Raw genomic sequence first — 19,794 nt, forward strand, 5'->3', positions numbered from 1 at the left:
TGCGGTGATGGTGGGGTTGGCGGCGTTGTGGCGTTCGGTGGGTGTGGTGCCGTCTGCGGTGGTGGGTCATTCGCAGGGTGAGATCGCGGCTGCGGTGGTAGCGGGTGGGTTGTCGTTGGTCGACGGCGCACGGGTCGTGGCGCTGCGCAGCCTCGCCATTGCCGAGGAACTGAGCGGCAAGGGCGGCATGCTCTCGCTCGCCCTCTCCGCGCAGGAGGCCACCGAGCTGGCCGGGGGACTGGCCGAGGTGGCGGTGGTCAACGGCCCGACCTCGGTGGTGGTCGCCGGTACGCCCGACGACCTGGCCGTGCTCGCCGCGCGGTGCGCCGAACGCGGTGTCCGGCACCGGTTGCTGCCCGTGGACTACGCCTCCCACAGCTCCCAGGTCGAGTCGATCGAGACCCGCTTGCGGGGCCAGTTGGCGGATGTCGTTCCCGGACCGGGCACGACACCGCTGTACTCCACGGTGACCGGCGGCCTGGGCGACACGGCCGGGATGGACGCCGGGTACTGGTACCTCAACCTGCGCCGTCCGGTGCTGTTCGCCGACACCGTGCGCGCCGTCGCCGCGGCGATCGGACCGGCGGTGTTCATCGAGGTGAGCGCGCACCCGGTGCTGGTCGCCGCGATCGAGGACACCCTGGCGGACGCGCCGGTGGCCGCGCTCGGCACCCTGCGGCGCGACCACGGTGACCAACGCCAGTGGCTGATGGCGGTGGGTCGCGCACACGCGTGCGGCGTCACCCCGGACTGGCCGGCCCTGCTGGGCCAGGCGGCCCGCGTGGAGCTGCCGACCTACGCCTTCCAGCGGCAACGCCACTGGCTCGCGGCTGTGCGCCCCGCCGACCCCTCCGGCCTGGGACTGACCCCGGCTGAACACCCGCTGCTGGGCGGCGTGCTGCACCCGGCCGAGGGCGACGGGGCGGTGTTCACCGGCCGGATCGGTCTGGCGACCCACCCGTGGCTGGCCGACCACACCGTGCTCGGCACCGTGATCCTGCCTGGTTCCGCACTGGTCGACCTCGCCTTCCACGCGGGCGACCAGCTCGGCGCGCCGGTGGTGGAGGAGCTCGTCACGGAGGCGCCCGTGGTGCTGCCCGCCGACGGGGCGCTGCAGCTCCAGCTCGTGGCCGTGCCGGCAGAGGACGGCGGGTGGACCGTGACCGTCCACTCCCGTGTCGACTCGGCGGACACGCCGTGGGTCCGGCACGCCTCGGTGACGCTCGGTCCTGCGGCCGGCGCCCCCAGCGGGGCCGTCGCCGATCTCGCCGCCTGGCCACCGCCGGGCGCCGAGGCGGTCGACATCGGCGACGTCTACCCGGACCTCGCCGGGCACGGCCTCGACTACGGGCCGTTGTTCCAGGGCCTGGTGGCGGGCTGGCGGCGGGGTGAGGAGCTGTTCGCCGAGCTGGAGCTGCCTGCGGAGGCAGGCGGCTTCGGCCTGCACCCCGCGTTGCTCGACACGGCGCTGCACCTGTACGCGCACGAGGAGCTGGGCTCCGGGCAGGCCGCGCTGGCGTTCGCGTGGTCGGGCGTCCGGCTGCACGCCACCGGCGCCACCGCTCTGCGCGTCCACCTGGTCCCGCAGGGCCCGGGCCGCGTGCGGCTGCACGCCGCGGACCCGACCGGCGCCGCGGTGTGCACGGTGGAGGCGTTGACCACGCGACCCGTGGCGGCGGACCGGTTGAAGGCTCCCACCGCCGCCCGGCCGTCGCTGTTCCGGATGACGTGGTCCCCGGTGCCCACAAGCGCCGAACCGGTCGGCGAGCACACCGTCTTCACCCCCGACACCACCGGCGACACGCTGGCCGCCACCCACGCCGCGACCCGCGAGACCCTGGCGGCGTTGCGGGAACTGCTCTCCGGCGACGGGCTCGTCGTGGTGCGCACGGAGAGCGCGGCGGCCGTGCACGCGGGGGAGACGGTCAACCCCGCCGCGGCCGCGGTGGCCGGACTGGTGCGCACCGCGCGCACCGAGCATCCCGACCGCATCGTCCTCGTGGACACCCTGCCGGGTGCGACCGCCGACCTCGATGCCGCGGTGGCCACCGCGCTGGCGCTGGACGAGCCGCAGGTGGCGATCCGGGCGGACGCCGTGCTCGTGCCCCGGCTGGCCGCGCACGACGCGACCGGCAGCGGCACAGGCGTGGTCGATCGCGGGACGGCCGGACGTGGCACCGGTGAGGGGCGGGGGCCCGGCTCCGGCCTGGACGCGCGTGGCGCCGGCAACGGGCGGGCGCTCGACCCCGACGGCACCGTGCTGGTGACCGGTGGCACCGGTGCGCTCGGAGCCATCACGGCCCGCCACCTGGTGGCCGAGCACGGCGTCCGGCACCTGGTGCTGACCAGCCGGCGTGGCATCGATGCCCCTGGCGCGACCGAGCTGGTGGAGGAACTGGCCGCGTTCGGCGCGGAGGTCGCCGTGGCCGCCTGCGACGTCACCGACCGGGCGGCTGTGGCCGAGCTGCTGGCCGGTGTTCCCGACGCGCACCCGCTCACCGCCGTCGTGCACGTCGCGGGCGTGGGGGACAACGCCCTCGTCACCGCCATGACCGAGGAACAGCTGACCAAGGTGTTGCGGGCCAAGGCCGACGCCGCCTGGCACCTGCACGAGCTGACCGAAGGGCACGACCTGGCCGCGTTCGTCCTGTACTCCTCCACGGCGGGTGCGATGGGCAACCCCGGCATGGGCAACTACGCCGCGGGCAACTCCTTCCTGGACGCGCTCGCCGCCCACCGGGTGGGTCTCGGCCTGCCCGGTCTGTCGCTGGCCTGGGGCCTGTGGGACGTCGCGGAGGGCATGGTCGAGGCGTTGACGGCGGCCGATCACGCCCGGATGGCCAGGGACGGGCTGCGGCCCGTCACCGCAGGGCTGGGCATGGCGATGCTCGACGCCTCCCTCGACACGGCGGAACCGGTGCTCGCGGCGGTGCCGGTGGACCTCGCGGCGCTGCGGGCCCGCCCGGACGTGCCCGCGCTGCTGCGTGGCCTGGTACGCGGTGCGAGGCGGACGGCGGCCGGTCGTGGGCCCGGTGGTGGCGCGCTGGCCGAGCGGCTCGGCCGGCTGGCTGAGGCGGAGCAGCGCGATCTGCTGCTCCGGCTGGTCACCGAGCACATCGGCGCGGTCCTCGGCCATGCCGACCACACGGCGATCCGGGCCGACCAGGCGTTCGGGCAGCTCGGTTTCGACTCGCTGACGGCGGTCGAGCTGCGCAACCGGATCGGTGGCGTCACCGGGCTGCGGCTGCGCGCCACGATCGCGTTCGACTACCCGACACCGGCCGCGCTGGCCGACCACCTGCGTGCCGTCCTGCTCGGCGAGCAGCGACCCGAGCAGCAGACCGCCACGACGACCGCGGGTGCCACCGGCGAACCCATCGCCATCGTCGGCATGGCGTGCCGTTACCCCGGCGGTGTGCGCAACCCGGACGATCTGTGGGTGCTGGTGTCGGAGGGGATGGACGCCATCGGCGAGTTCCCCGCCGACCGCGGCTGGGACGTCGAGGGCGTCTACGACCCCACCGGTGAACGTCCGCGCACCACCTATGCCCGCACCGGCGGATTCCTGTACGACGCGGCCGACTTCGACAGCGACTTCTTCGGCATCAGCCCCCGTGAGGCGGCGATCATGGACCCGCAGCAGCGGGTGCTGCTGGAGTCGGCCTGGGAGGTGCTGGAGTCCGGCGGGATCGACCCCGCCGGCCTGCGCGGCAGCCGCACGGGTGTGTTCGTCGGCCTGATCCAGCAGGAGTACGGCCCGCGGTCGGACGTGATCGCCGACCAGCACGAGACCCACTTCCTCACCGGCGGCGCGGCCAGCATCGCGTCCGGCCGCATCGCCTACGCGCTCGGGCTGAGCGGCCCGGCCATGACGCTGGACACGGCGTGCTCCTCCTCGCTGGTCGCGACGCACCTGGCGACGCAGTCGCTGCGGACCGGCGAGTGCGACCTCGCGCTGGCCGGCGGTGCCACCGTGATGGGCACGCCCGGTCTGTTCACCGGGTTCAGCAGGCAGCGCGGCCTGTCACCGGACGGCCGCTGCAAGGCGTTCGCCGCCGCCGCGGACGGGACCGGGTTCGCGGAGGGTGTCGGCTTCCTGCTGCTGGAACGGCTGTCCGACGCACGGCGCAACGGCAGGCGGGTCCTCGCGGTGATCCGGGGCAGCGCCATCAACCAGGACGGTGCGAGCAACGGTCTCACCGCGCCCAACGGTCCCGCGCAGGAACGGGTGATCAGCCAGGCGCTGGCCGTCGCGGGCCTGCGGCCCGAGGACGTGGACGCGGTGGAGGGGCACGGCACCGGTACGACGCTGGGTGATCCGATCGAGGCGCAGGCGTTGTTGGCGACCTACGGGCAGCGCCCTGCGGACCGGCCGTTGTGGCTCGGCACGGTCAAGTCCAACATCGGTCACACCCAGGCCGCGGCCGGTGTTGCCGGGATCATCAAGATGGTGCAGGCGATGCGGCACGGCGTGCTGCCCCGCACCCTGCACGTCGACGAGCCGACCCCGCAGGTCGACTGGACCGCGGGCGAGGTGGCGCTGCTGACCGGCAACCGGGAGTGGCCGGAATCGGGTCGTCCGCGCCGGGCGGGGGTCTCCGCGTTCGGCATCAGCGGTACCAACGCGCACCTGGTGCTGGAGCAGGCGCCGGACCAGCCCGCACCCGAGGCCCCAGACGAGCGGGAACAGCCGGGACCGGCGCTGTGGGTGCTCTCGGCCCGCACCGACGACGCGGTGCACGCCCAGGCCGCCCGGCTGGCCGACCACGTGCGGCGGCATCCGGACCTGCGGCCGTCGGACGTCGGCTGGTCGCTGGCGGCCACCCGCACGTCTTTCGACCGCCGCGCGTTCGTGGTCGGCGATGACGTGGATGAGCTGGTGGCGAACCTGGCCACCGTCACGCCCACCACCCCGGTTTCCGGTGGGCTGGCCTTCCTGTTCTCGGGGCAGGGCGGGCAGCGGGTGGGGATGGGGCAGGGGTTGTGCCGGGCGTACCCGGTGTTCGCGCGGGCGTGGGACGCGGCGCTGGACGCGGTGGACGACGAGCTCGGCTACCCGGCCGAACACTCGGTGCGCACCGTGTTGGCGCAGCGGCCGGACCTGCTCGATCGCACGGACTACACCCAGACCGGGTTGTTCGTGTTGCAGACGGCGTTGTTCCGGCTTTTCGAGTCGTGGGGTGTGGTTCCGGACTGGCTGGTGGGTCATTCGGTGGGGGAGATCGCGGCGGCGCACGTTGCCGGGGTGTTCTCGTTGCAGGACGCGGCTCGGCTGGTGGCGGCGCGTGGTCGGTTGATGGCGGCGTTGCCCGAGGGCGGCGCGATGATCGCGGTCCAAGCCACCGAGGACGAGGTACGAGCAGCGCTCGACGGCGTCCGCGGAGCCGCTGTCGCGGCGGTCAACGGCCCGGACTCGGTGGTGTTGTCCGGCGACGAACAGGCGGTCACCGCCATCGCCGCGACCTTCACCGCACGGCGGACCAAGCGCCTGCGGGTCAGCCACGCGTTCCACTCGCCGCTGATGACGCCGGTGCTGGACGAGTTCCGCACCGTCCTCGAAGGACTGTCCTACGCAGAACCGCGGCTGCGCATCGTGTCCACGGTGACCGGTGACCTCGCCACGGAGGGCCTGCTGACCGGACCGGACTACTGGGTCCGGCACGTCCGCGACACCGTCCGCTTCGCCGACGCGGTGCGCGTGGTGGCCGACGCCGGCGGCACCAGGCTGCTGGAGCTGGGGCCCGACGCCGTGCTGACCGCGCAGGGCGAACGTGTCCTGGACGGCGGTGACCACGTCCTGACGGCCGCGTTGCGCGCGGGCCAGGACGAGCCGCGCACCGCGCTCGGGGCGCTGGGCACGCTGCACACCGCCGGGGTGCTCCCGCGGTGGCGCGCGGTCTTCGGCGAGGACTCCGCCGTTGTTCCGCTGCCCACCTACGGATTCCGCCGCAAGCGGTTCTGGCTGGACGTCGACGGGCTGCCGGTGCCGGCGAGTGGCTCGGTACCGCGGCAGCGGCGGGCAGCGGCGGACGGGGTGACCGCGGCGGAGGTGGCGGACTATGCCGGGGAGCCCGAGCCGGCACCGGCCACACCGGACCTCGCGGCCCGTCTCGCCGGGCTGTCCGTGCCCGAACAACGCGACCTCGTGCTCGCACTGGTGCGCACGCAGGTGGCGGACGTCCTGGGGCACGACGGCGCGGCCGACGTCGACCCGGACCTCCCGTTCCAGGACCTCGGGTTCGACTCGGTGACAGCGGTGGAGCTGCGCAACCGCCTCAACGCTCACGCGGGCGTGCGGCTGCCCGCCACCACCGTGTTCGACCACCCGACACCCAGCGCGGTCGCCGAGCACCTGCGGGTGCTGCTGGTGCCCGACGCCGACCCGCTCACCGGCTTGAGGACCGGCCTCGACGAGTGGGCGACCAGGCTCACCGGCGCCGAGTTGGAGCCGGACGACCGCGCGGCCATCGCGGACCGGTTGCGCGACGTGCTCACCGTGCTGACCGGCGAGCGGGCCGTGCCGGGTGAGCTCGCGACGGCGTCCACCGACGAGATCTTCGACTTCATCGACAACCAGCTCGGACGAGCGACCCACTGACGAGCCAGCCAGAAGGAGAACGTGCCCGGTGTCCGATGACAAGAAGGCCGTCGAGTACCTCAAGTGGGTGACCGCGGACCTGCAACGAACCCGTGAACGCCTGTCCGACCTGGAGAACGCGCGAAGCGAACCGATCGCGATCATCGGCATGGGCTGCCGGTTCCCCGGCGGTGTCACCGGACCCGACGAACTGTGGCGGCTGGTGGCGGACGAACAGGACGCGATCACCGAGTTCCCCGCCGACCGCGGCTGGGACGTCGCCGGGCGGTACGACCCGCAGCCGGGTAAACCGGGGAAGACCTACACCAGGCACGGCGGCTTCCTGCACGACGCCGCCGAGTTCGACGCCGAGTTCTTCCGGATCTCACCGCGTGAGGCCACCGCGATGGACCCCCAGCAGCGGCTGCTGCTGGAGGTGGCCTGGGAGGCGGTGGAGCACGCGGGCATCGACCCGAGGTCGTTGAGCGGCAGCAAGACCGGCGTGTTCGCGGGCATCGCCGCCCAGACCTACAACCAGTCGCTGGACCAGCAGGACTACGCGGGATACCTGGCGACGGGCGTCGTCAGCAGCATCGCCTCCGGGCGCATCGCGTACTCGCTGGGACTGGAGGGGCCCGCCGTCACCCTCGACACCGCGTGCTCGTCGTCCCTCGTGGCCATGCACCTGGCCGTCCGGGCGCTGCGCGCGGGCGACTGCGACCTGGCGCTCGCGGGCGGTGCGTCGATCACCGGCAGCCTGGACGGCTGGCTCGAGTTCAGCGCTCAGGGCAACCTCGCACCGGACGGCCGGTGCAAGTCGTTCGCCGGCGCGGCGGACGGCACCGGCTGGTCGGAGGGCGTCGGCCTGGTGCTGCTGGCCCGGCTGTCCGACGCGCGGCGGCTCGGTCACCCGGTGCTGGCGGTGCTGCGCGGCAGCGCGGTCAACCAGGACGGCGCCAGCAACGGACTGGCGGCCCCCAACGGTCCCGCACAGGAACGCGTCATCCGTGCGGCCGTGTCCGACGCCGGGATCACCACCGCCGACGTGGACCTGCTGGAGGCGCACGGCACCGGCACCACCCTGGGCGACCCGATCGAGGCGCAGGCGCTGCTCGCGACCTACGGCCGGGACCGGGCTGCGGACCGTCCGCTGTGGCTGGGCTCGCTGAAGTCCAACATCGGCCACACCCAGGCCGCGGCGGGCGTCGGTGGCGTCATCAAGGCGGTGCAGGCGATGCGGCACGGCGTGCTGCCCAGGACCCTCCACGTGGACGAGCCGACACCGGAGGTGGACTGGTCCACCGGCGCCGTGGAGCTGCTGACCGAGGCACGGCCGTGGCCCGAGCTGGACCGGCCCCGGCGGGCGGGTGTGTCGTCGTTCGGCATCAGCGGCACCAACGCGCACATCATCCTGGAACAGGCCTCCGAACCTGAGCCGCGTGAGCGGAAGCCGGGCCCCGCCGTCGTGCCGCTGGTGCTGTCCGCGCCCACGGACCAGGCCCTGCGCGCGCGGGCAGGCCGCCTGGCCGAGCACCTCACCGGGCGGGACGTCAGCCCGGTCGACGTGGGCTTCTCCCTGGCCACCACCCGGACCCACTTCGACCGGCGGGCCGCGGTGGTGGGCGGCGACCGTGCGGCTCTGGCCGAGCGGCTGCGGCAGGTGGCGGAGGACTCGCCGGAGGCGTTGACCGGCAACCGCAGGGCGGGTGGACTGGCGTTCCTGTTCGCCGGTCAGGGAGGCCAGCACGCGGGCATGGGACAGGGCCTCCGCTCCGCCTACCCGGTGTTCGCGCGAGCGTTGGACGACGCGATCGCCGCGCTGGACGCCGAGCTCGACGGCCACGTCGAGCACTCGGTGCGTGACGCGCTGGTGGACCGCGACGACCTGCACGACCGCATGGTGTACGCGCAGACGTCGTTGTTCGCCTTGGAGACCGCTCTGTTCCGGCTGGTCGAGAGCTGGGGACTGCGACCCGACTGGCTGGCGGGCCACTCGGTCGGTGAGATCGCCGCGGCGCACGCGGCCGGCGTGCTGTCGCTGACCGACGGGGCGCGACTGGTCGCGGCCAGGGGCCGGTTGATGGACGGCCTGGCGCCCGGTGGCGGCATGATCGCCCTGGAGGCGACCGAGGCGGAGGCCGAACGCGCACTGGCCGACGAGCCGCTGGTCGGCATCGCGGGCATCAACGGGCCGCGCTCGGTCGTGATCTCCGGTGACGCGAGGCGTGCCGAGGCGGTGGCGGCGGGGTTCGCGGCCACGGGCCGCCGGGTCAAGCGGCTGCGGGTCAGCTGCGCGTCGCACTCACCGCTGATGGAGCCGATGCTGACCGAGTTCCACCGGGTGGCCGAAAGCCTGTCCTACTCCGCGCCGCGCATCCCCATCCTGTCCACGGTGACCGGCCGGCCCGTGGGCGAGGGCCTGATCGGACCCGGCTACTGGACCCGGCACGCACGCCATGCCGTCCGGTTCCTCGACGCGGTGACCGCACTGGACTCGGCGGGCGTGACGGCGCTGGTGGAGCTGGGCCCCGACGGTGCGCTGACCGCTCAGGCACAACGGGTCCTGGACGACTCGCCCCGCGACGGGTACCTGGTGGTGCCGGTGCTGCGGGCGGGCCAGGACGAGCCGGACACCGCCGTGGGCGCGCTGGCCGCTCTGTACACGGCCGGTGTCACACCGGACTGGCGTGCGGTCTTCGGCGACACCGCAGCCGTCGTCGACCTGCCCACCTACCCGTTCCAGCGGAAACGGTACTGGCTGCCGGTCAGCGGTTCCGCGGTCGAGGCGGGCGATCTCGGCCTGGTGCCGGCCGAGCACGCGCTGCTCGGCTCGCTGGTGCAGCCGGAGGGGGACGGTGTGCTCCTCACCGGGCGCCTGTCCACCGCCGCGCACCCGTGGCTCGCCGAGGTGCCGGAGTCGGCCGACGCCGTCGTGGCCGACCTCGCACTGCACGCCGCCGACCAGACGGACTGCGACCTGGTGCGGGATCTCGTCCTGCACAGCCCGATCCGGTTGTCCGCCCAGTCCGCCGCGGGCATCCGGCTGTCCGTCGAACCGCCGGGTGAGCTCGGTGAGCGGCGTTTCACCGTGCACACGCGTGAGGACACCGTGGACGGCACGTGGGAACCGGTCGCGAGCGGCACGCTGGCGAGGCAGGTGGCGCTGGCGGAACCACCGGCCGCCGAGTGGCCCCCCGCGGGCGCGGTCGCACAGGAAACCGACCCGGTGTCGGCTGAGCTGGGCGTCACCGCCGTGCTGCGGCGGGAAGGCGAGCTGTTCGTCGAACTGGCCCTGCCCGCCGACCACCTCGGCGCGATCGGCGGCTTCGGTGTCCACCCGCTGCTCCTGCACGCCGTGCTCCGCACCTACCTCGGCGGTTCCGCGCGGATGCCGCGCGGCTGGCGGGGTGCCCGGTTGCACGCGGCGGGCGCGAGCACCCTGCGGGTGAGCCTCACACCGACCGGCACGAGCACGCTGGCGCTGCGGGCCACCGACTCCGCCGGGCAGACCGTGCTCACCGTCGAGGAGATCGACATCGCCCCCGTCCCGGCACGCCGGGGACGGGAGCGGGACGCGATGTTCCGGTCGACCTGGGTGCCGACAGCACTGCCACGCCCGGCGCGGCAGCCCTCCTGGGCAAGGCCATCCGACGACGGAGTGCTCGCCGATCCACCGGAGGTGCTGCTGATCGGGCCGTACCGCGCGAACCCGGCCGACCCGGTCGGGTCCACGCACACCGTGCTCCAGCACGCGCTGTCCCGGCTGCGGGACCTGCTGACCGAACCAGGGCTCGCCGCCACCAGGCTGGTCGTGCTCACCGAGGGCGCGGTCGCCACCGGGGCGGACGAGGAAGTGGATCTCACCGGTGCGGCGCTGTGCGGAATGGTGCGGTCGGCGCAGGCGGAACACCCGGATCGGATCGTGCTGGTCGACCTCGAGCCCGGCAGCTGGTCGGGGACGGAGGGTGTGGTCCCCGACGAGTTCGGTGAAGGCCTGGACGGGGAGCGCGTGCTCGCCGGTGGGTCCGGTGGCGGCCCGGACGGCGAGCGGGTGGCCGCCGTCGAGCCCGGCCGCTCCGACATCGAGCACGTGCTCGCCGCCGCGCTGGCCGTCGGTGAACCACAGTTCGCGCTGCGGGCCGGCCGGGCGCTGGTGCCCAGGATGGTGCGGCTGGAGCTGCCACCGTTGCCCGCCGCCGCTTGGCGAACCGACGGCACGGTGCTGATCACCGGTGGTACCGGCGCGCTGGGCGCGACCGTGGCCAGGCACCTGGTGACCCGCCACGGCGTGCGGCGCCTGGTGCTGACCAGCAGGCGCGGCCCGGCCGCGGCCGGTGCGGCGGAGCTGGTCGCCGAGCTGGAGGCGGCCGGTGCACAGGTGACCGTGACCGCCTGCGACGTCAAACGGCGGGAGTCCGTGCGCGAGCTGCTGGCCGGCATCCCGGCCGAGCACCCGTTGTCCGCCGTCGTGCACACCGCGGGTGTGCTGGCGGACGGCCTGCTCACCTCCATGACGGCCGAGGACCTGGACGTGGTGCTGCGGCCCAAGGTGGACGCCGCCTGGCACCTGCACGAGCTGACCGAGGGGATGGACCTGTCGGCGTTCGTGCTCTTCTCCTCGGTGACCGGGGTGATGGGCACGCCGGGACAGGCGAACTACGCCGCGGCCAACAGCTTCATGGACGCGCTGGCGGTGCGCCGGCGTGCACGGGGCCTGCGGGCGGTGTCCGTGGCCTGGGGCCTGTGGGAGGGCGCCAGCACCATGACCGAGCACCTGACCGAGGTGCACCTGCAGCGCATGGCCAAGGAAGGCCTGCTGATGCTGCCCGTCGACCTGGGCATGGCGGTGCTGGACGCCGCCGCGGCGCAGCCGGAGGCCGCGGTGATCGGCATGCCGGTGGACCTGGCGGCCACCCGCACCCACCCGATGCAGCCCGTGCTGATGCGTGGCCTGACCAGGACCAGGGTCCGGCCGGAGTCCGCCGCGGCGGACTTCGTCAGCAGCGGCGCGCTGGTGGACCGGTTGTCCTCCCTGGACGACGCGGGCCGGCGCGAGCTGCTGCGCGGCATCGTGCTGGACCACGCGACGGCGGTGCTCGGCCGCGACGAGCGCCTCGCGGCCGACCAGGTCTTCCAGGAGGCGGGCTTCGACTCGCTGACCGCCGTGGACCTGCGCAACCGCCTGGCCAAGGCTGTGCCCGTGCAGCTGCCCGCCACCGCGGTGTTCGACCACCGCACACCCGACGCGCTCGCCGAGCGAATGCTCGCCGACCTGCTCGGCACGCCGGCCGCGGACACCGGCGGCATCGACTTCGCCGCCGAGGTCGTCCTGGCACCGGACGTCGTCCCGGCGACGCCCGTGCACGTCGTGGCCGAGCCGGAGCACGTGCTGCTGACCGGGGCGACGGGCTTCCTCGGGTCGTTCCTGCTGCGCGACCTCCTGCGGCACACCGGCGCCAGGGTGCACTGCCTGGTGCGCGGCGCCGACGACCGGGAGGCGGAGGCCCGGTTGCGCCGCGCCGCCGAGTCGTACGGCACCGGGGTCGAGCTGGACGACCGCGTCCGGATCGTCCGCGGCGACCTGGCCGAGCCGGGCCTGGGGCTCACCGCGGAGGTCTTCGAGGAGCTGGCCCGCACCGCCGACGTGGTCGTCCACGCGGGTGCGCACGTCAACTGGCTCTACCCGTACCCCGAGCTGAAGGCGGCCAACGTCGGCGGCACCGAGGAGGTCTTGCGACTGGCCGCGCGCCACCGCACCGTGCCGGTCCACTACGTGTCGTCCACCGGTGTGTACGACCAGCGGCCCGGTGCTCACCTCACCGAGCTCGACCCCATCGGCCCGCCGGAGGTCCTGACCAACGGTTACCGCCGCTCCAAGTGGGTGGCGGAGGGTGTGATCGGTCTGGCCAGGGAACGCGGCATCCCGGTGTCGGTCTACCGGGTCGACTCGATCTCCGGCGACCGCGAGCAGGGCACCTGCCAGACCCAGGACTTCGTCTGGCTGAGCGTCCGGGGCATGATCGAGGCAGGGGCGGTTCCCACCGGTGCCGCGGTCGCCTTCCACCCCACCCCCGTCGACTTCGTGAGCCGGGCGATCGTGGAGCTCCTCGGCAAACCGGAGAGCGTCGGCGAGACCTACAACGTGTCGAACCCGGACACGCTGACGTTCACCGAGGTCATCGACCGGTTGCGGGAGATGGGCTACGACATTCCGGAGCTGCCGCAGCAGGAGTGGAGCCGGCTGATCCGCCGCGACCCGGCGAACGCGCTGACGCCTCTGCTCGACGTGTTCGAGACCGCGTTCACCGGTGCCGGTGGCTACCCCCACATCGACACCAAGAGGCTGGACGCGGCACTGGCGGGCACCCCGGTCAGCTGCCCACCGGTCACCCGCGACCTGGTGACCACGTACCTGGAGTACTTCATCCGCAGCGGCTACTTCCCGCCACGCCCACAGCAGTCCATCCACAATGGATGAATATGACCGGCCGGTTATCTGTCCAAATGGGACTAAAACCCGCGCGGGATGTGCAGGTTCCTGAGTGTCTTGCGGACGTTTTTTCCTTACATATCAACGCATAATGGACGTGCGCACTTCGGACGGCCCGTCTCGCGGGCCCAGCGAAAGGTGGACATCGTGCAGCAGAGCAGGAAGGTAGTGCTGACCGGCGGGCCACGGGTGCTCGACGGTGAGGTGGTGGAACTGGCGGACGGGCTGGACGCGAAGGTCCGCGTCTGGCACGGCGCCGGCCACGAGCACTTCACCCGCAGCGCGGAGAGCAGGCTGGTGGAGGGGGAGCACCTCCCGGTGTTCACCTGGTCGTACCGGACGAAGATCGCCGAATGAGCCTCGCGGCCTCGCCGGGAGTCGGCGGGGCCGGCGGGACGGACCGCGGCGGACGGGTCTTCCCGGGGGCCGGTCGCCGCGGTTTCCGCTGCGACCGGCGCCTCAGGCGTCGACGGGCGTGTACACCACGAGGTGGCACTCCCCGTGGTCGTCCGTGCCGAGCATCACCCTCCGCAGCCGGACGTGGGTGCCGTCCTCGCGGCGGATCTCGACCACGGCGTCCGCGCCGTCGGCTATGCGTTGGCCGCGCCACAGTTCGTGGAACACCGTGCTCGCCGTGGTCAGCTCGTGCACGAGTGCGGCCGTCTCCTCGTCGTCGGGGAAGCGGGCCTTTCGCACGCGGAACTCGCCCAACAGCAGTTCGGCCGTCTCCCGCCAGCGCGGGTGCCGTTCGGCGAACGCCGGATCGGTGAAGAACTCGGCGAGGCGGTTGCGGTTCACCCGCACCCCCAGCGCGTCGCAAGCCTCGGTGTTCGCGGCCACGACGGTCCAGTGGCGGTCCAGCACGTAGGCCGGGCCCAGGTGCCAGTCGTCCGTCAGCCGACCGAGTGCCGGGTACCGCCTGCCGGCTGCGGCGGAGTGCGGCGGGTTGCGGCCGGTCAGCCGGTACAGGTGGGCTCGTTCGGCGGGAGTGAGTCTGAGCGCGTGACTCACGGCGTCGAGCACCGCGTCGGAGACCTTGATGTCGCGGCCCTGTTCGAGCCACGTGTACCAGGACGCGCTGACGCCGGCCAGCGCCGCCACCTCTTCTCGCCGCAACCCCGGTGTGCCGCGCCTGCCGGTGGACACCAGGCCGACATCTTCCGGTGAAAGGCGCGCCCTGCGTGAATGCAGGAACTCCCTGCGCATCTTCTTCTTCAGCGGATTGTTCAGCAGGACCACCGGCATCCCCCGAGTCGACGTGGCCTATCTCCACCCAGCCTATTGGTCACCGCAAGACCTGGCCTCCATCCGTTCGACCCGGCTTTGTGTGATGAGGGTCACATTTGTTTCCGGAGTGGTAAGAAAGTCTCTTCACGGAACGTGACCTGCCGTGTCTGTTGCCCATCTACCCAGGTCAGGGCGTGATCCGGGGTTCGATTATTGCTCTTGCGCGATCTCGATCAGAGTAATCGCTTCGCGCTTCACCGCTGGTATATGCGCGCTCCGTGATCATTCAAGGCCGACAATGATTTGCGTTCGGCCGTCCGAGTGAAGGTGTCGTGGCGCGCCTTTCCGCATCTCTTCCGCATCAATCTCAAGATATGCCCGGCGCTTCCTGGGACGTTGCTGTGGTGTCGGCGGGCGCCCTACTTTCGAAGTATGAACCAGACGACTTCACGAACACGGGGTGCGCACGTCCGCAGACAGGAGTTACGTGATTTCCTCCGCTCTTGCCGGGCCAGGCTGGCCCCCAGTGACGTGGGGCTGCCGGTCGACGGACGCCGCCGCACACCGGGCCTGCGCCGCGAGGAGGTGGCCGTGCTGGCCGGCGTCGGGCTGTCCTGGTACACGTGGCTGGAGCAGGGCAAGGACATCAAGGTGTCCGAACGCGTGCTCGACTCCGTGAGCCAGGCGCTCAGGTTGTCCCACGCGGAACGGGTGCACCTGTTCCACCTGGCTGGCCTGGCACCGCCGACCGGCGCCGGCGAGCCGTTCGAAGGCGACGTGAACGGGCTGAGCCCGCTGGTCGACGGCTGGTTGCCCAACCCCGCGTACCTGCTGGACCGCTACTGGAACGTCGTCATCGCCAACGCGGCGGCGCACAAGTCGTTCCACGTCGCCGCGTCGCACGAGAACTGCTTCCACTCGTTCTTCCTCGACCCCAGGACCACCGAGTTCTACCCGCAGGAGGAGCAGCTGGCGCGGGAGCTCGTGGCGCAGCTGCGCGACCAGATCGCGCGTTATCCGGACGACCCGGTGCTCCAGCGCCTGGTGCTGGAGCTGTCCGCGGCCAGCGACCGCTTCGTGTCGTTGTGGCAGCTCCAGGAACTCGTCGAGGTGCCGTTGCGCTCCCTGCAGTTCTGCCACCCCGTCGTGGGCGTCCTCACCCTGGAGCAGGTGGTGCTGTCCCCGGCCGACCGGCCCGACCACCGGCTCGTCATCCACATCCCCGACCCCTCGACCGACACGGCCCAGCGGCTGAGCTGGCTGGATCGGCTGGTGGTGCCAGTACCACGATAAGAAGACACTGGTCGTCCTCACACCTGGTCAATACGTTCGACGATGGGGTCTGCGCTGGACTGGCGGCGCACCACTGGGGACAGATCCGCTCGCGATGAGGTGTGTGCCGCCGCCCCCTCCCTCGACGACGCGGGCGCACGGTGGGTCTTCTGTCCGCGCGGACCTCTCCGGCTCCGGCGAGTCTTCTGGACCGCGCGGAGCACACGTGTGTCTTCGGGGGAGAGGACGTGATGATGGTGTGGACCTCGCGTCGCAGGGCTGTCCGGCCCGCGACCGGATCCGCGGCGACGGCCATCGGGCCGGCTTTCGTGGTGGCGGTGGCCTATGTGGACCCCGGCAACTTCGCGACCAACACCGCGGGCGGTGCCACCTACGGCTACCTGCTGCTGTGGGTGATCGTGAGCGCCAGCGCGCTGGCCATGTTCGTGCAGCACCAGTCGGCCAAGCTCGGGGTGGCGACCGGGCGGAACCTGGCCGAGCTCTGCCGGGAGCACTACCCGCGACCGGTGACCCGCCTGCTGTGGGTGCAGGCGGAGCTGGTGGCCATGGCCACCGACCTGGCGGAGTTCGTGGGTGCCGCGGTGGCGCTGAACCTGCTGTTCGGCGTGCCGTTGCTGCACGGCGCGATCATCGCGGCGGTGGTGTCGGCCGGGCTGCTCGCGCTGGCGCCGTCGAGCCGCAGGCGCTTCGAGACGGTGATCGGCGGGATGCTGGTGGTCGTGCTGGCCGGCTTCGGCTACCAGGCGCTCGCGCTGGGGCCGCTCGACGGTCTGGCGGGTGGGCTGGTGCCGGGCTTCGCGGGCGTGGACAGCGTGCTGCTGGCCACCGGCATGCTCGGCGCCACGGTGATGCCGCACGTCATCTACCTCCACTCGGCGCTCACCCAGCACCTGCACTCACCCGACGTGGCCGCGCAACGGCGGCTGATGCGCGCGGCCAAGGCGGACATCGGTGTCGCTCTGGGGCTCGCGGCGCTCGTCAACGCCACCATGCTGGTGGTGGCGGCGGGCGCGCTGCACGGCACCGGCGTCGGCGAGTCGCTGGAGGAGGTGCACGCCGGGCTCGGTAGCGCGCTCGGATCCGGGGCGGCGCTCGCGTTCGCACTGGCACTGCTGGCCTCCGGTCTGGCGGCGTCCAGCGTGGGCACCTACTCCGGGCAGGTGGTGATGGAGGGCTTCCTGCGCAGGCGGATACCGCTGTGGTCGCGCAGGTTGCTCACGATGGCGCCTCCGCTGGCGGTGCTGGCGTTCGGCGTCGACCCGACGCGCGCGCTCGTCCTCAGCCAGGTGGTGCTGTCGTTCGGCATCCCGTTCGCCCTGGTCCCGCTCGTGCTGCTGGGCAGGCGGCGGGACGTCATGGGCGCGTTGACGAACCATCGCGCGACGACGGTCGCCGGTGTGGTGGCGGCGCTGCTGGTCTCGGGGCTCAACGTGTTCCTCGTGGTCCGGGCAGTCACCGCATGACCGGGGCGCACGACATCACCGGGAGGACCGCGGCGGACTGGGCCGCGGGTCTCCCGAGGGCGCTGGACGGGAGTTGCGCGGCCTACCGGTGGGCGGTCGGCCACGGCGGCGAGTTCACCTGCGCGGAGGCGGCGGCCGCACTGGGACTGACCCCTGAGCAGGGTGAGCGGACGATCGCGAACCTGCTCGCGTTCAGGATGATCAGGCAAACGAACGAGGGCCGGTACCTGCCGATCGAACCGGATGTCGCGATGAACACCGTGTTGCCACTCGCGGAACTGGAGGTGCTGGAACGGCAGGCCGAGCTCTACCGTTTGCGAGAAGAGCTGAGAAATGCCTCCGAACAATTCTGTGAGAACCGTTCCGGCTCATCCGGGTGGGGGGTGGTGCAGGACGTCGTCACGGTCCGCGCGCTGCTCAGGGAGGCGGCCGCCAACGCCTCCTCCGAGGTGCTGGCCATCCAGCCGGGCGGCCCCCGCTCGACCCACGAGCTGCGCGAAGCGGAGGAGCGCGACCGGCGGATGCTGGCACGGGGGGTGCGGATGCGGGTGCTCTACCAGCACACGGCCCGCTTCGACTCGAACACCCGCGAGCACGCCGCGAAGCTCATCGGCGAAGGCGCCGAGTTCCGCACCGCGGAGGCGCTGTTCGACCGGCTCATCATCTTCGACCGGGCCACGGCGTTCGTGCCGGCACGAGGAGAGGGACCGGGAGCTGCGACGGTCGTGCGCGACCTCGCACTGGTGAGCTTCCTGCACTCCTGCTTCGAACACGCCTGGATCAGCGCCAAGGAGTTCGACACGCGGCGCGTGGTGCCGCACGTGATCAGTGACGACCTCAAGGACGAGATCGTCACGATGCTCGTGGCCGGCGCCAAGGACGACGCCATCGCCCGCAGACTGGGCCTGTCCGTGCGCACCTGCCGCAAGCACATCGGCCGGCTCATGCAGAGGTTCGGCGCGACGAGCCGGTTCCAGCTGGGCTACGCCGTGCGGGAGATGCAGCAGGACGAGTCCTGACGAATTCCCGGACCCGGCCCGTGGCGGGGCCGCGATTCGTCGTGCCCTCAACCGGACGGCTCATTTCGGCCGGGTACGACAAAGGCGCTCCGGAACAGGAAGTGCAGCTACATGTCCGGGTGGCCGGTGGAGTTCGGGCTGATTTTCCGTTTAGGCTCGGAAATGACCGGAACAAGCAGATTTGGGGGAAAGAAGATGCTGGTTCAACGTGGTGGGCACCTTTCCGTGCACGACACCGGATGGGGCCGGCGGAGGTGACCGGCTGCCCCTGCGGCACTGCCCTTCCCGGCACGAACGAGGCGGACACCCGACCGAGGTGAGTCATGTGGTTTGAAGTGCTGGGCCCGTTGCGGGTCCACGACGGCGGTCACGGGGTGCGGCTCGGCGGGGTGCGCAGGTCCGCAGCACTGGGCTACCTGCTCCTGCACCACAACGAGGTGGTGCCGGTGGGCAGGCTGATGGATGCGATCTGGCCGACGGCGGCGCCGCGGACGGCCAGGCAGGTCCTGCACAACGCGGTCTTCCGGCTGCGTGCGGCGCTCGCGAGCACGTCCCGTCCGAACCCGCCCCGGCTGCTGCGGCACGGTCCCGGCTACGTCCTCAGCGTGGAGGACGACCGGGTCGACCTCGCCCGCTTCCGCGCTCTGACCGAGCGGGGCAGGGCGGAGCTGGCGGCCGGGCACTGGGACCGGGCGTCGGCCACCCTGCGTGCGGCGCTGGACCAGTGGCGTGGACCGGCACTGGCCGACCTCGTCGAGCACGGCTACGCCTGGCCGGAGATCAGGGCCCTGCACAACGCCCGGATCGCGGCGGTCGAGCTCCGCGTGGAGGCGGACATGGCGGCGCACCGCTACCGGGACGTCATCGGCGACCTGGAGGCGCTGGTCGAGGCCGAACCGCTGCGCGAGCGGACGTGCGGCAACCTCATGCTCGCGCTGTACCGGTGCGGTCGGCAGGTGGACGCACTGGCCGTCTACCGGCGCACACGGGCGGCCTTGGCCGGTGAGCTGGGAGCTGAACCCGGTCCCCGGTTGCGCGAGCTGGAGCGGGCGATCCTCACACACCGGCTCGAAGCCGACGGCGGGCTCGCTCTGCGAGGCGTTCGCAGCGGGCGATGACCCCGTCTCCGCGGACGGCGCGGGGCGGCCGGTGACACCGCCGCCGCGCCGTCCCGGGGACGCTGCCGGCGTTCTCATGTCACCGCGCGGGGTCGAACGCGGCGAACGAGCCGTACCGGCCGCGGTGGAACACGAGCGGCTCCGCGGCGGTCTCACCGATCTCCAGTGACAGCGCCCTGGCGACGACGATCACGTGGTCGCCGCCGGGGTGCTCCGCCTCCACCTCGCACCCGATGCTCGCGACCACGTCCGCCAGCCTCGGCCCGGCCGGCGCCGACGTCCACCGCACACCCGCGAAGCGGTCCACGCCGCGTGCCGCGAACTGCCTGCTCAGGTGCTCGTGATCGCGGTCGAGAACGTTCACCCGGAACGCGCCGGCCGCCTGGACCACCGGCCACGTGGACGAACCGCGCTTGACGCAGAACAGCACCAGCGGGGGATCCAGCGACACCGACGTGAACGAGTTGCACGCCATGCCGACCGGACGCCCGAGCGGATCGGTCGCGGTGATCACCACGACCCCGGTCGGCAGATGCCCCAGCGTCTGCCGGAAACGCGTGGCGTCGATCGTCTCCACGTTCGATCCCCGTTCTCCTCGTGCGGTCGA

9 protein-coding genes are annotated in these 19,794 nt (G+C 72.5%); 7 read left to right on the forward strand and 2 right to left on the reverse strand.

Going from position 1 to position 19,794, the window contains the following annotated elements:
* Positions 1 to 7: 7 nt before the first annotated feature.
* From ADL03_RS05630 to ADL03_RS05640, 3 genes are all read left to right on the forward strand, one after another.
* Positions 8 to 6,598 carry a type I polyketide synthase gene (locus ADL03_RS05630; RefSeq protein WP_255353335.1) on the forward strand — a complete coding sequence of 2,197 codons (6,591 nt, stop codon included), beginning with the start codon at positions 8 to 10 and terminating at the stop codon, positions 6,596 to 6,598.
* A gap of 28 nt (positions 6,599 to 6,626) precedes the next feature.
* Complete coding sequence (locus ADL03_RS05635) at positions 6,627 to 13,055, forward strand: type I polyketide synthase (RefSeq protein ID WP_053732298.1); 6,429 nt, start codon at positions 6,627 to 6,629, stop codon at positions 13,053 to 13,055.
* A gap of 159 nt (positions 13,056 to 13,214) precedes the next feature.
* Positions 13,215 to 13,424: a DUF5988 family protein gene (locus ADL03_RS05640; protein ID WP_157528052.1), complete on the forward strand. Its 210-nt coding sequence runs from the start codon at positions 13,215 to 13,217 to the stop codon at positions 13,422 to 13,424.
* 102 nt (positions 13,425 to 13,526) lie between these two features.
* Here ADL03_RS05640 and ADL03_RS05645 read toward each other — a convergent pair whose 3' ends face one another.
* Positions 13,527 to 14,312, reverse strand: a complete 786-nt coding sequence (locus ADL03_RS05645; protein ID WP_053732300.1) for a helix-turn-helix transcriptional regulator — start codon at positions 14,310 to 14,312, stop codon at positions 13,527 to 13,529.
* 414 nt (positions 14,313 to 14,726) lie between these two features.
* Between ADL03_RS05645 and ADL03_RS05650 the strand changes: the two genes are divergently transcribed.
* From ADL03_RS05650 to ADL03_RS05665, 4 genes are all read left to right on the forward strand, one after another.
* The gene (locus ADL03_RS05650; protein WP_063798482.1) at positions 14,727 to 15,587 is read left to right on the forward strand and encodes a helix-turn-helix transcriptional regulator; all 861 of its coding nucleotides are present in this window, start codon (positions 14,727 to 14,729) and stop codon (positions 15,585 to 15,587) included.
* Positions 15,588 to 15,820: 233 nt separating this feature from the next.
* Positions 15,821 to 17,050, forward strand: a complete 1,230-nt coding sequence (locus tag ADL03_RS05655) for an Nramp family divalent metal transporter (protein WP_053732394.1) — start codon at positions 15,821 to 15,823, stop codon at positions 17,048 to 17,050.
* Positions 17,047 to 18,069 (forward strand): helix-turn-helix transcriptional regulator, encoded by a 1,023-nt coding sequence (locus ADL03_RS05660; RefSeq protein ID WP_053732302.1) that lies wholly within the window; start codon positions 17,047 to 17,049, stop codon positions 18,067 to 18,069. Before ADL03_RS05655 ends, ADL03_RS05660 begins: the two co-directional genes overlap by 4 nt.
* A gap of 323 nt (positions 18,070 to 18,392) precedes the next feature.
* Positions 18,393 to 19,187, forward strand: coding sequence for an AfsR/SARP family transcriptional regulator (locus ADL03_RS05665; RefSeq protein ID WP_082372911.1), 795 nt, complete (start codon positions 18,393 to 18,395; stop codon positions 19,185 to 19,187).
* Positions 19,188 to 19,266: 79 nt separating this feature from the next.
* On the opposite strand, the gene ADL03_RS05670 is transcribed toward ADL03_RS05665, so the two are convergent.
* Positions 19,267 to 19,764, reverse strand: coding sequence for a flavin reductase family protein (locus ADL03_RS05670; protein WP_053732304.1), 498 nt, complete (start codon positions 19,762 to 19,764; stop codon positions 19,267 to 19,269).
* Between the last annotated feature and the right edge of the window lie 30 nt (positions 19,765 to 19,794).

This window comes from Nocardia sp. NRRL S-836, from assembly GCF_001279525.1.
Lineage (GTDB): Bacteria > Actinomycetota > Actinomycetes > Mycobacteriales > Pseudonocardiaceae > Lentzea.